The sequence below is a fragment of the Mixta mediterraneensis genome, assembly GCF_030283135.1.
In the GTDB taxonomy this organism is placed as follows: domain Bacteria; phylum Pseudomonadota; class Gammaproteobacteria; order Enterobacterales; family Enterobacteriaceae; genus Pantoea; species Pantoea mediterraneensis.
Map to the genome: position 1 here is coordinate 1 of NZ_JASUAZ010000039.1, position 13,354 is coordinate 13,354.

Below are 13,354 nucleotides of genomic sequence, written 5' to 3' on the forward strand. Positions count from 1 at the left end.
AGCTATCGACTGAAACAGAAACGAAAGGCAGGGATTATCGCGGAAGCTAATCCTGAGTAAAACGGTGGATCAATATTAAACCGTTGGTGGTGATGGTAAGCGGATCACTTTTTACCCGTTGTTGACAATAAATAGTGTGTGAACTTCTGAAGGGGATACCATAGTCGGAAATCTGCTTCTCATCCCCAGCGTCGGTTTTTACCCAGATCTGATTATTGCTTGGGTTGGAATTAATTACAGTGCCAGAGAAAGTCTTAACAAACGTGTAAGTTTCACCAAACAGATCAAACGTTGGGGCTGTAATCTCTGCTTTCCGACGATCAGAAAGACCAACGTTGACTTCTTCATTGCGGCGTTTCGTGGTGGAGATGCTCATACAAGTTCCTTTGTGTTAGATGTTAAATTCATATTCGATGTATGAAGAAATCAGGGACTACAGATGAGATGGTATCTGCCATTTCAAAACCTGCATGTTAGTTGAATACGTAAATAGGCTAGTTAAATCAGTCTGTTATATTCTTTGGTGTGAAATCACATTTTGACTGGGTTTACAGGAAAGGCAAATCACTTGTACCGATCGATTAAAGATTAATGATAGATGAAGGCTATCATCATTGGAATATCGATCGGTATAAACGATCAATTTATTGGCCTTTATCTATCAAAAAAGGCTTGCCAGCCCTACATTGAAAGCGAAGCTCTATGCGATTTATGTGGTGTTTCAATGGCAGTTTTGGGGGGTGATGATGTTATCTCTATCATTCTCACGCCAGTGATGGTTTTGTGTTTTCGAGGGCGTTTAAGGGGGGGGATTTTGAGGTTTTTCAACATACGATAAATTACATCGAGGTAGGGGATGTATTCCAACCACCTGAACGCTGACACTGCATAGCTTCGCTTGGGCGCTACTTTTAACGCTACGGTTGCTATCGCTTCTTTGTTAGTTGCAACAGCTTCTGGGAGAAGCGCTTCGACAGAAGCGATAGAGTATTCGTCCTGACCAGCAGCTCGGTTATCGAGGATAAGAGCTTCTATGGGGCGGTTAACGTATTCTGTCATGATTTCAGGAGCATCTGTAGTTATGGCCATATCATGAGTTGCACTAACAGATGTTTCTCTGACAGATGATTTCAGTTTAAACAGGAAAGCATTATCACGTTCCTGTTGGTAGTCGATTCTGCTTTGCAAAGCAGACCAGGAATACCCTTTTCCCAATTGAGATGCTTTGAAAGCAATCCCGTTGTATTCGAATGAGAAGCCGTTCATGCGTCCAGTGGAAGTGATGTTCGGGATTGCTCTGATGTTTTGTGCGATAAGCTGATGCACAAGCTCAGTGGTTGACGGTTTATCAGCAAGGAATACTTCCAGAGCGTTTTGGATGATGGTTTTCGGGCATAGCTCACCAGTCCTTTTCTCCATCATCGATTCACTACGCGATTTTTTGCGTTTGGGTTTAGGATAGGGCGAAGCTGTGGATGGTGATGCTAAGAATTCCAGACCCTTGGTTCTGGTCAGTGAATAGTCGCGTTCAAGCTGCTGAATGATGCGGGTGCTGATGAGATTTTCATTTTTTCCAAGGTAGAGCTTCCCCGAACTGAGTTCGATGCGACTGGAGATGATATGGATGTGCTGACCGGCCTTATCGTCATGAAGGACATAGCATCTTAGATGCGTCTCAGAGAAGCCCATACGCTTCATGTAGTCATCAGCGATGGTTGTCCATTCTGAATTTGTTAAGGCTTCGTTTTTCGGCAAGCGAAGCGAATTGTGCCACACTGCTTTAGCTACATCAGGGCGAAGCGTTTTTGTAGCATCAAATTCAGCTATCAGATCTCCAGCATCACTTCCATCCATATTCCCACCAATGACATAAGGTGTGCATTTATGGTGAGAGCCTGGCTTTAATGCGTAGAGAACGACACCAGAGAAGTTTTTACCCCTGCTGATTTTTTGCATTCCCTTCATCAGAAGGTGATCTCCCTAGGTCGGCTGTGATCAGGTTCAAACGAAGCTCTGAGATCTGACGCTTCACTGCAAAGAGTTCAGTTTGTGAGAGAGAACTATCATTGCTCTTGCTATCCAGATGAGCGACAAGCCTGTTTAACTTATGTGAAATCTCACCAAGGGTTTTCCATGCTTCGAGATTAATCGATGGAATAACTGAGGGGAGGTTATGCAGAAACGCCATACGAAGCCATTCGCCTTTACGATGACGGCCACGTCTCTCATTGAGAAGCGTTAGCTCTTCATCATTTAATCTGACACTGACGCAATGAGAACGAATCTTGTTGTGCGAGAACTTCGCTTCGTTAACGCTTCCATTATGAGAATTCTTACTCACATCGATCTTATTAAAAGTATTACTTGCGGCCATATGAACTCCTTTTCATATAATTAAATAAAAGCATATTCCTTATGCTTAATTTATTTATATGATAGGAACTAATAATGTCAATGCAGTGTGTTGATTTTGCTTTTAATTTTTTTCAACCAAAGGGCGAAAAAACAAGGGAGAACTCGAAGAAGCAGCGTAGCGCTTCGTAGAGTTAGCCCTTGCTTAATTTATACTATTGACAAATTTCCCAAGTCTTATATAAATGAATAATTATAAATAGAGGAGGATGTATGAAATTTAATATGTGTGTAAATGAAAATGGTGTTTATCATGAAGCTTTCGATTTTTGGGATAATGCCATATTAAAAGCCTTGTTTGAATATGATAGGCTAATAGAGTTAGGGATTATTGAAGCAAAAGTTAATGAAGAGGAATTTTGCGAAATTATCACTTTTCTATCTATAAGTCCGCATGTTGTTTCAAGTTTGCCAAATTCAAGTTTTTATCTTAATTCTATGAGTTCAGATGATGTTCCTCCTATTACACTAGAACGAATAAGGCTGGTAGTTAGCCAGCCTATCAGTAATTTTATACATCATGGGTTAGTTTTAGGTAATGATGGATCTTGCCAGTGAATTGAACTTGTTTCGTTTATTTAAAGTGTTAACATAATATGCTCCATCAAAATTAATCACTTTCTCAAATAAGGTTTTTTCATAAGATCCATTACTTGTTTTTTCAATGATACACAAAGTAACTGATTCCTCGGTGTATTCTGTTGATAATGTATGGTCATATAGATAGAACGATATATTTGAATTAAGTGAATTATTTTGGGGGATTATACTAAAGTTGGTTTTTCCAAAGTTAGAATTACTTTGAAATGTAAATAATTTTGATTTGATATTTATTTTGTTATAAATGTCGGAATTTATTTTGCAAGAAGATAAATCTTGAGATTTCACAACATATAAAAATGCAACAGGTAAGTTGAATAGATTAATTGAATGATAATAATAACCCTGGCATGATTCAAAATCCTTAAGCATTTGTCTCAATACTTTTTCACTAAATAGTATGCCAGTTGCTAATTCGAGATGATAGATTAACAAAGCAAAATGATTTCTTATTGCATCCTTTATTATATCATTTGTTGCATGATTTAATGGTCGTTTGATTTTTTCATCAAAGTTCGTAGGATTCGCCAAAGAACAATTCTCATAGGAATTTTGATCATAGTTGGCTAAATCAGTAACATTATATTTACAATGTTTTGCATAGAGGGTGTTGCTTTTCGTTTGTGGGACTATCCTATTCACTAAAATAACGGGATTATGACAAGCTGGACATAATGCAAATGCCTGTGTCTTGCCATTTATCTCTTGCAAATATGGATGCTCTTTATTTGTTTCTTTATCATACTTAGGTTTTGTTAATGGATAAGCATATCCTTTACTTTTTTTTAGACTGAATACATTCATTATCTTCTCGCTTTAATTTAGAGTTGGAATTTTTTGAAAATATTCTTTATACTATCTTCAATCCCGTGTCTTTTTATTTCATACGCAATAAACGGATATCTTTTTTCAATAAAATGCATATCTACATGTCCGTCTATCAAATCCATAATTATACCTAATCTATTATCTACTAAGCCTTCATCTGCATTAAGTTTTAAAACTTTTATTGTATTTTCTACTTTTGCTTTAATGTCAGGGTCAAGGTTTTCACCAGCTTTAACGAGACAACTTGGAAAATCTAAAACAAATCATCCTGGTTTAATAGTAAAAGGATCGCAAATATTGTCTGCACTACCTTTGTATTGATTAATTTTATCCAAACATAATCTATAATTACTCCATTCATAAGCAAGTTTAGGATATTTACTCTTTGGTAAAAAATGATCAACTGCACCTGGTGCTGTTGGTAATGATATACAACTATAAGCACAAATGGCTTTATATGAAGAATGTAAGCTATGGGCCGCTTTTTTCCAAAAATCCCTACCTGAGAAGTCTTTAGAAGAGGGATTAGGTTTGCTTATAAGAAAAGCAGCACCTTTTTGACGGACATTCTTATCAAAATCTTCTGGTTCAGGCATTAATTTTAGAGGTATCATATGTCGAATCCATTCTTTTCAGCAAACATCATCCACCGTGGCCAAAACCGATCAGAAGCAGATAGATACTTACGTAATCTTAAAGTGATCTGTTCAATTGAACGAATACTTGGATCTGAAGATTCTTGTAATTTTTTTGCATCTTCTATAGCCGATTCTCCTTCTTGAGAACGAGCTTGACGAAGTTCAAATATCGGCGACATTAACCATGAAGAGATGTCTCCGTACTTTATAAAATCTAACTCCTCTAAGGTTATAAGACCATACTCGTCAAGTTGTAAATGGAAAAGACTATCTGTTTCATCGTTAAATACTTCCTCTGAAGATGCCATTACTAAAGGTGAGTGAGTTGCTATAATAAATTGTATTTTTAATTCGTTCGAAAATACTTTATTTAGTTCGATTAAAGAAGGTAAAAATGCTCTTTGCCATTTTGGATGCAAATGTGCTTCTAATTCATCTACAAGTACAACCATGTTATTCTGGGGAGGGATATTCATCATTTTTGAAATAACTTGATGCTCATTCCATGCCCAAACGATCATGTATGCTAATGCAACAATCCTTCTTACCCCAGCAGACGCATTTGTTATAGGTATTTCACCGTAAGGGTGTACGAGTGTAGGTATGATTCTAGGGTCATCAGGTATTCTTACAGGTTTTCCAGGGACTAAAATACCCAAATCAGGTGGGGATAGTTTTTTCAATACATTTTGGAAATGTATGAAATGTTGGCTATTTTTGTCGCTTTGCCACGTAATCCAATCTCTAATGAGTCCTTCTAATATACCACTCTGACCATTCCATATTTCGAAACTTGTAAATATAGCTTTTTCTTTATCGTTTTTAGAGGGCTGTGATGAATATTTTCTTGCAGGGTCCCAGACGGCAAAAGAACCGTCAACCTTACCATATACAATTAGACCAGGTATAGTTGGACGATCATTTTGCGTTGGCCAGCAAAAGTTTTCCCAGTCATAATTTACTGTGTTTTCTGTTTTAAAGTTTTCATTACCTTTAATCGAATAAGTTAAACTTATCCTGTCTCCACGCAGTCGAGGATCTGGATAAGCTTCTCGATCTGTCCATGTATTGGTTAATGCCCACCAGGCTGACTCTAAAATAAATGACTTACCGAGACCATTATCCCCTGTTATAATATTCAAACGTACCTTAGGTTCTATAGAAAGGTTTTTAGCGGGACCTATGTTTTCAATAGATAAAAGTGATAGCGTGCCACCATTTTCTGGTTCTGAATCTGGCGGCAAAGGCAGTTTTCCTTTAATTTTATTCCAAGTGATACATTCGTTTAAAAGTAAATTTTCAATTGAAGTATCTTGGTCTTCAAATAATAAACTTAATTCTTCATCTGTAATGTTAAAGTCAGAAACAAAAAGGGCTTTAATATCTTGATATGAGGTTTTCTCATTAAAATTATTGTATTTATATATCCATATGCATAACGAGAGTAATGGAATCTTATTCTTTTTTATGGATTGATGAGATGAAAGGTAAGTAAGATAATTATTTCCCCACCCCCAATATTGAGTGTTTTTTTCATGAATAAATGCATCAATAAAGGAACGAGTATTTATTGACTGTAAGCCAGATGAAGCATAATCATTCTTAAGCCAATTACTGATTGATTTAAATGGCTGATAATAGAAATCAGATTCAGGCGAAATTTTGTGTGTTTTTTCTAAGAAATTTTTGTTTTCAGCATCTAAAGGGAATTTTATGCTGCTTCCCACAGGTAGTTTGTTCATCTTACAAACTAAAAAAGTTATCCCAAAAAAGGGATGAACTTTTTTAAGGTTATGTATTGCCTGTAGCACGGCATCTTGGCTAAAATACATGTTCAAATGTTCTCCATATTTAATGCAGAATATTCGCAAAACTCAGGATTAAGATCTATACCAATCGATGAATATCCCATCTGTGCCGCTACCCTGCAAGTTGTTCCGCTACCCAAAAATGGGTCCAATACGGTACCATTAGGCTTACAGCCAATTTTTAGACATCTCTCGACTAAAGCATCCGGGTATGGTGCTGTATCAAGCCCCCCCCCGCTTTTCGGTCTTGCTGGTATAGTCCACATATCCTCTTCGACTTTTTGTTCTATCAATTCTTGTTTGTTAAAATAATATTTTCTGCTTTTAACAAACATGAACACATACTCATAGCTTCGGCTTGGTCTGTCTTTAACCGATTCAGGCAGACATTTTTCTCTATGCCAAATGATTGAACTACGAATAACCCATCCACGAGTAGCCATTTCAATAGCTACTCGCCATGGAATTCCAATCATAGATTTTCTTTGTAAACCAATACCCATTCCACCACTTTTATCTACAGCTCTAAGACCGAAACGGCGTTTATTACTTTTTCTATCTTTACCTTGTGATTGACCTTTTCCAGAATAATATGTATCACCAATATTCATGAACAAAGTCCCTTCAGGATTGAGGGCTTCTTTCACATTGTCCATAACATCAGCAATAGCATTGACGTACTCTTGCACTGAATCTTCCAAACCAATTTGACCATCAACACCATAGTCTCTAAGCCAAAAATAGGGAGGTGATGTTATTGCACAATCAACACTATCTTTTGGAAGGTCTTTTATGATCTGGGATGAATCTCCATTATATATTTCCCATTTCGCTCCAGTTGAAGATAATCCTTCCCAATGCTTTCTTAAATTTACGATGTTTTCTGTTGATTCAGTTTCAGTATTGTCGAAGTTCAACTCTATATTTTTAGTCATTTAAATTATCTTTTGAAATACTGTTAGAATTAGATTGGTGGAATTGTGGTAAGAATTGAATTAACTGTTTTGATTTGACTTTCGCTTCATTTAAATCAAAATGTAATTGTAATTCCATCCAATATTCAGGAGATGTTTGAAAGAAATGAGCTAATCTCAATGCTGTATCACCTGTAATCGATCTGGTACCCTTTATAATTGTAGTGATTCTGTTTTTGGGAACACCTATCTTCCTTGCTAATTCCGAAGCACTTAATCCACATTCTTCAAGCTTACATAATAGTAACTTTCCAGGATGCTCAATTTTCATTTCAGAATCCTATAAATATTTTCGCTAATATAGTATAATAACAGTGTTACGTCAAGCGTAACTTTAGTTGCTTATAAAACACACACTTGTCATATAATATGATAGATTAAAAAAACATGATATTTAATGAGCGATATTCAAAAAGTGTTCTTAAACTAAAAAATTCACAGTTCTGCATTTGATGATAGCAAATAAAGAGTTTTTAACTTCATTATTCTATCGGAATTAGATAATCCATCAATGTTTTTTCATTAGTTTTTAAACTATGGAAACTAATATTTCCTGTTCGCGGGAATTGAATCCACCAGCTTCATGATTCCATACGACATTATTTTTCATGTTAAAACTATGCCTCATCCTTTTCTTTAACTCTTCTCGCCATTTCAATAATTTCTTTCAGATATTGCAAATGATTCACAATATTCTTAAGTGCTAATGCTCCGAGTGATAACCCTAAAAGAAAAGCTAATCCAAATACAATTAATGTATTTGCAGTGCCAGAATTGAAAAGCCCTTTTGATATGGCATCACCCAATCTATTTAATCCACCAAAACCTTGAGCTGTAGAGTATGCTAATCCAATTATTGATAAAACAGCAGTCTTCTCTCCTAAGAAATCATTTACTCTTGACTTCAATCGTTGTATCTTTAGATTCAACCAATCTATTGAATAGTTCAACTCAGCCAACGAGTATGGCAGCAGTTTTTGTATGTTCTGTTCATCATTGTCAATTTCACAAATTAGATCATTAAAAATTTCCTTTTTAAAATTCAACATGAATTTTAAAGCTGGAATAATAGGTGTGAATAGATATACTATACCAGAAATAGAATTGAGAATATATAAACAGAATGCGGGTAAAATAAATGGTTCTTTTGGAAGGCTAAAGATCTTATAAGTAGCTATCATTATAACCATTAGTACAAGAGAGAAGAAAGATATAAGAAATGAATATACTTGAGTCTTTCTAAGTAAATTACTTTTTTTATTTATTTGATTATAAGGAGCATAAGAATTCATTTTGCTTATTGTTTTTACAATTTGATTTGCTCTATACATTATTTATAATTCCGTTGCTAAACTATTGCTTAGGGCCATTGATTAAAGGATGTATAGATTTTACACTATCAATCCGAAATGACTAATACAGTCTGTTCGATTATCACCAATCGGGTCTGATGGTATCAATGATGGGATCGTGCCTGACGTGGTAATTTTTAATCTCTTAAGATCATAAGGATAATTGCGATGTTCGAGTCCGGCCTTCGCACCATTTAAAGATACGAGAACTTCCGTAACAGTCCGCAACTTACTAAAATTAAAGCCGAAAGGCTTTTTTTTGGTCCAAATCCGTCCGGGCACATCCGTTGCAATCCGGGTATTGGTGGGGGCAGAATTAGAGGTATTTCCACTCCGATAGAAATTGTGCTCACAAAAAGAAGCTCAACGCCCGCCAGAGCGAAACCGCCAAACCTAAACCTATAAAATCGCTGATGGCGGCGGGCTGCATTTTGAGATCACGTCTAAAGGCGCCAAATATTGGCGCATGAAATACCGCCGTCCCGCTGACAAAAAAGAAGATCGTCTGGCTTTCGGCGTCTGGCCTACGTCAAACTGGCTGAAGTCCGCGCTAAGCATGACGAAGCAAAAAAGCTGTTGGGGCAGGGTATAGATCCCAAAGCTGAGCAAAAAGAAGCGCAGGCAGAAACATCCGGGGCCTATACGTTTGGAACGATTGCCCGCGAATGGCATAGCAGTAACAAACGCTGGAGCGATAGTTATTCTCTATATCAGGACGTCTAAAGCTGGCCCTATGCACGGAAGCGAATAAAATTGAATGGGAGATTTTCTGCTTAATTGGCAAAGCCAGTCATTTGCAAAGATTAAGCAGAAATGACCATTAATTTCTGTTCAAACCTAAATAAATTGAATGGATATGATCGCTTAGCGCATTTTCACGTGTAAGCGTCACGAGTAGATGATGCGTCGCTCGCGTAAAACCAACATAAAGTTTCCGGATATTATCACTTAAATCATTCTCCTTTCCTAACATATTACACGTATCGAAAATCGCTACTGAGTGAAACTCAAGCCCTTTGCTGCTTGGAAGAGGCATAATGACAACTTTATTTTCATTGGGATTATATTTTCTTTTATCCTCTGGGGTTATAATGAGGTTAAACGGTATAGATCTGTCTTTCAAAAACTTGAAGGTTTCATCTGAAAATATAAATGTCGTAGGACATAAAATAGCCATGTCGCACCAGTCAATTCTTTTTTTTCTTTCTCCCGTTAACCACTCAGCTATACGAATTTTTTCATCATATTTGCTAAGGCATTTTATAACAACCGGGTAAGTACCCATATCTCCAGCGGCTTCGGGCTTATCATACTTTACGTCATCTGTGCAATGTTCGTTTAAATAATTAAATGCGACAAGGCTGGCGAAATGCAATATTTGTTGAGTATTGCGATAATTTAATTTTAGGATCGATGTGCGTCCCAAAGCCTGAATGCCCACGCTTGCTAAGGAGAAGCCTAAACTATTTCTTTTTTTATAAATTGACTGCACATCATCATAAAGAAACAGCAATGATTGCGTTGAGGGATCAACCATTTTAGCCAACAGGCTTAACCATTCTGATTCAAAATCATGCCCTTCATCAATAAGTACCGCGCTATATTTACCCGCGGGCAGAGATGCGTTCTGAAAACCGTTAATAACCGCTAACTCAAGGTTTTTAACATGGTTTCCCTCTTTCTGGCAGGGAAGCTGATATTCTTTTACTTTTCTGGCACACCAGGAATGGAAATGTATAACTTCGATATTCGCTTGCGGTATCGTTGTTTTTATTATTGATGATAATTTCCGTGCTAAAGTAATATTAAAGCAGGTGACTAAGATTGGTTTTTCGGAAGTAGACGTTTTGGCCAGATGATAACAGCGATAAAGTAAAATTAACGTCTTACCGGAACCAGCCACACCATGAATAACACGATGGCCTTCGCCAAGGCTGCGTGCTAATAATTCTTGCTGAGTATCCATTATTTTTATGATGCCTGGGGACTGAACAGTATCATGTTCTGTATTTTCTTCTTCGTCATGTTTTTTGTTTTTTCCCTGAATGCGTATTTCAGGATATAAATTCCAGCGAATTCGGTTTATTTTTTCAATCGTCGCTTCAAAATCAAATTTATAACCTACTAGTTTGTTTATTTGCTGCTGAATTTTTTCCGCGCTCATAAATTCAGTGATTTCATCTTTGCAAATGACATGATTTGCCGGAAGAATGTTTTTTGAGGCGTCACTTTCAAAGAGTTTATTATATTGCTTTCTGGTTATGTTACTCAGGTAAACGCCATATCCATAGGGGAAGCAGAAACTTCCTGTGTATCTTCCATCGCGCTGTTGTAAGCCAGCATCTTTTCTTAGCCAGTTTATTGCGGTGTTGGCATAATTCCGTACCTGCTCAAAAGGATTTTTCAGACATATGATCCCTTCATCGTTCTCGTATTCAAGCTTGTCTTTGTCAAACGATCTTATACGACTCGAGAACCAGTCTTTAACTTCTAAAAAGATCAAACCTATTTTGGGTTCGAGAATGATGAAATCCGGATATAAATTACGTTCGCCAATCGCAATATCGTACCAGCATAATGCTTCGCTACTTAGATTGTTTTCAAGGATTCGAGCAAGGCGCTTCTCGCCGGCTGTTATTTTACCACTGCAACTATTTATAGTTGGGATTATTTTTGGCACGTCTAATCCATCCTTAATTAACGCCATAACAGGTAAAGGTCCTAAGGTGTGATATGTGTCACACATTAGGGCTTAGGACTCATTTAATCCAACCCACTAAGTTTGCAAAATTTAAAGCGCGTATATCAAGTGAAAAAACTTCTTTTTATAGCGTATTCGTAGGGGAATGCCGCTGCACTAATCGTCTTTATAAAGAAGCCCGTGAAATGTCCTGCTTCTGCCGTAATAGCATTTTACTTAAACTGAGGCATCTTTCCCTCGGTTAATGGCCAGGCAAAAAAATTATGTCGGATAAAGTATAAAAATACCTGGCGACTGAGGCGTTAAACCGATTAATTCACATTACGGTAAGTGAAGATACAGATAATCAAACGATGACGAAAGCAAATTAAGGGAGAGCTTATTTCATAATAAAACGGCTTGTCCCTTAAGGAACACAAGCCGTGATAAAATAAAAACGTTAACTCAAATTAATGCAAACAGCATTGCTTAAATTTCTTGCCGCTCCCACAGGGGCAAGGTTCATTCCGGCCTGGCAGTGCATCCGCCACAATGGGTTTTTGTGGCTGCGTAATTGCTTCCGGCTGTGAAATCCAGTAGTCGTGCAGCGCCAGCGCAGCAGGGCGGATGGCATCAATGCTGGCTTCCATTTCTTCCGGCGTTAGCGTATCCAGTTTCTCAAGATTCTCTTCTGTGCCGTGCAGGGCAATCGCTTCCAGCATCGGCTGCAGAGACTGTGGCAACGTTGACCAGTCAGTCAGCGCCACGCCGCGCATATAGCCGAAGCACCACTCTTCCACCACCGTAAATTCCAGACCTTCCATTTCGCGAAGGCCAAATACCGGCTCAAACTGGTCCGGGTACTCAGATAAGCGATCGGCAATGTCGTTCATATGCTGGAAGCAAAGCGACATAAAACGCGTCATCTCGCGCTCGCTGCTCCACTTCGGCACATGTTTTTGCCCGCCCCACAGCGCAAGTAACCATTCACCTGGCTCAACCGTGGTGGGGCCGGAAAGTACGGCGGTGAGCAATCCATCCAGCTCTGAGACATCCAGAATCGACGCTTCACTGCCATGTTTTTCCAGCATCTCTTCAAGCCATTCCAGCTCTTTCTCGGTCAGTGGGCCATCTTTCATAGGGTTGTCTCCCGGCATTTCATGATTTCGTGGTTAAGGGGCGATTAAAACCGTTGCAGTGTACACGCTTCTTCCGCTTCCATCAGGTTTAGCACGGTTTTCGTCAATCAACGCACGATTTAATGCGCTGTTTACAGGCGCATTTGTAGCTAATTTTACGCGGGAATTTTGCCATCCGATACAGCGTAAACCCGTACTGAGCGGAGAATAACGTTGCGTTTTCTTACATTCACACGCCGTGGACGGGAACTGTGCCGCTGTACAGAATGTCTATCTCTTGGTCTACTGTTACCACTATTTATTCAATGTGGAAGCGACTATGCGCCGGATTCAAATCACTTTTCTTTCAGCAGGATTACTGTTTGGCTCATTGAGCCTGCTTAATACGGCTCAGGCTGCCAATGAAGGCACCGATACTGTGCCGCCACCGCCACAAATCCAACAGGCCGAGCCGGATACGAATGCCGCACAACCAGATGCCAGTACGTCACAGTCGTCTCAATCCAATGATGGTATTACGCCGACGACGCCAGCGCGGCCGGATACCAGTGCGCCAAATACGCCACCGACCTACGATCTCACCACGATCATCATCGATTATAAAGAGTATAAAATCGGTGATACGGTGCCGCAGCAGTATCTGGATAAGACGTATACCATTACCGAATGGCAAAAACGTAACCTGCCTGCGCCGCAAGAAAATACCCACTGGGCCTATATCAATGCCAACTACATCTTAATTACTAATGATGTCGGTAAGATTGTGATGGGGAAATCAGGCGATATTTTCTTCCGTGGCTAAACGCGAAGGCCGGATCTGTTGATGACCGGCCTTTTGCCAAAGCGTTCGGCGCGAACCGCTGTGCGTGTACGGTGATGATCGTTCACCCGCCGCGTGCTGCAATAAACGGCAAATTTACTGC

At 38.6% G+C, this 13,354-nt stretch carries 12 protein-coding genes and 2 pseudogenes; 3 read left to right on the plus strand and 11 right to left on the minus strand.

Annotation, left to right across the window (positions count from 1 at the left end):
- Positions 1 to 127: 127 nt before the first annotated feature.
- From QRY16_RS17255 to QRY16_RS17265, 3 genes and pseudogenes are all read right to left on the minus strand, one after another.
- Positions 128 to 376 (minus strand): annotated as a pseudogene (locus QRY16_RS17255) (hypothetical protein); the annotation flags it as partial.
- 305 nt (positions 377 to 681) lie between these two features.
- Entirely contained in the window at positions 682 to 1,965 is a 1,284-nt protein-coding gene (locus tag QRY16_RS17260) for a relaxase/mobilization nuclease domain-containing protein (protein ID WP_289777468.1), read from the minus strand.
- Positions 1,934 to 2,374, minus strand: a complete 441-nt coding sequence (locus tag QRY16_RS17265) for a hypothetical protein (protein ID WP_289777469.1) — start codon at positions 2,372 to 2,374, stop codon at positions 1,934 to 1,936. The genes QRY16_RS17260 and QRY16_RS17265 overlap by 32 nt, the downstream gene beginning before the upstream one ends.
- Before the next feature lie 251 nt (positions 2,375 to 2,625).
- On the opposite strand from QRY16_RS17265, the gene QRY16_RS17270 reads away from it, so the two are divergent.
- A complete protein-coding gene (locus tag QRY16_RS17270; RefSeq protein WP_144334762.1) occupies positions 2,626 to 2,970 on the plus strand; it encodes a hypothetical protein in 345 nt (114 codons plus the stop codon).
- Here the strand turns inward: QRY16_RS17270 and QRY16_RS17275 are convergent.
- The 6 genes from QRY16_RS17275 to QRY16_RS17300 all read right to left on the minus strand — a co-directional run bounded on the left by QRY16_RS17275 (position 2,944) and on the right by QRY16_RS17300 (position 8,591).
- Positions 2,944 to 3,816 (minus strand): hypothetical protein, encoded by an 873-nt coding sequence (locus QRY16_RS17275; protein WP_196338523.1) that lies wholly within the window; start codon positions 3,814 to 3,816, stop codon positions 2,944 to 2,946. The two genes, QRY16_RS17270 and QRY16_RS17275, sit on opposite strands and share 27 nt — an antisense overlap.
- A gap of 287 nt (positions 3,817 to 4,103) precedes the next feature.
- Positions 4,104 to 4,454, minus strand: a complete 351-nt coding sequence (locus QRY16_RS17280) for an HNH endonuclease family protein (protein WP_289777470.1) — start codon at positions 4,452 to 4,454, stop codon at positions 4,104 to 4,106.
- Positions 4,451 to 6,310, minus strand: coding sequence for an AAA family ATPase (locus QRY16_RS17285; RefSeq protein ID WP_289777471.1), 1,860 nt, complete (start codon positions 6,308 to 6,310; stop codon positions 4,451 to 4,453). The genes QRY16_RS17280 and QRY16_RS17285 overlap by 4 nt, the downstream gene beginning before the upstream one ends.
- Positions 6,311 to 6,312: 2 nt before the next feature.
- Positions 6,313 to 7,221, minus strand: a complete 909-nt coding sequence (locus QRY16_RS17290; protein WP_099817687.1) for a DNA-methyltransferase — start codon at positions 7,219 to 7,221, stop codon at positions 6,313 to 6,315.
- The gene (locus tag QRY16_RS17295) at positions 7,214 to 7,531 is read right to left on the minus strand and encodes a HigA family addiction module antitoxin (RefSeq protein ID WP_196338521.1); all 318 of its coding nucleotides are present in this window, start codon (positions 7,529 to 7,531) and stop codon (positions 7,214 to 7,216) included. The genes QRY16_RS17290 and QRY16_RS17295 overlap by 8 nt, the downstream gene beginning before the upstream one ends.
- A gap of 346 nt (positions 7,532 to 7,877) precedes the next feature.
- A complete protein-coding gene (locus tag QRY16_RS17300) occupies positions 7,878 to 8,591 on the minus strand; it encodes a YuaM family protein (protein WP_289777472.1) in 714 nt (237 codons plus the stop codon).
- 380 nt (positions 8,592 to 8,971) lie between these two features.
- Between QRY16_RS17300 and QRY16_RS17305 the strand changes: the two are divergent.
- Positions 8,972 to 9,314, plus strand: a pseudogene (locus tag QRY16_RS17305) (Arm DNA-binding domain-containing protein); the annotation flags it as partial.
- Between the two features lie 118 nt (positions 9,315 to 9,432).
- Here the strand turns inward: QRY16_RS17305 and QRY16_RS17310 are convergent.
- Both QRY16_RS17310 and QRY16_RS17315 read right to left on the minus strand, forming a co-directional pair.
- Positions 9,433 to 11,292, minus strand: coding sequence for a 3'-5' exonuclease (locus QRY16_RS17310; protein ID WP_289777493.1), 1,860 nt, complete (start codon positions 11,290 to 11,292; stop codon positions 9,433 to 9,435).
- A 470-nt stretch (positions 11,293 to 11,762) separates the two neighbouring features.
- The gene (locus tag QRY16_RS17315; RefSeq protein WP_289777473.1) at positions 11,763 to 12,431 is read right to left on the minus strand and encodes a YecA/YgfB family protein; all 669 of its coding nucleotides are present in this window, start codon (positions 12,429 to 12,431) and stop codon (positions 11,763 to 11,765) included.
- A gap of 319 nt (positions 12,432 to 12,750) precedes the next feature.
- On the opposite strand from QRY16_RS17315, the gene QRY16_RS17320 reads away from it, so the two are divergent.
- Positions 12,751 to 13,233: an RcnB family protein gene (locus QRY16_RS17320; protein WP_289777474.1), complete on the plus strand. Its 483-nt coding sequence runs from the start codon at positions 12,751 to 12,753 to the stop codon at positions 13,231 to 13,233.
- Positions 13,234 to 13,354 lie beyond the last annotated feature (121 nt).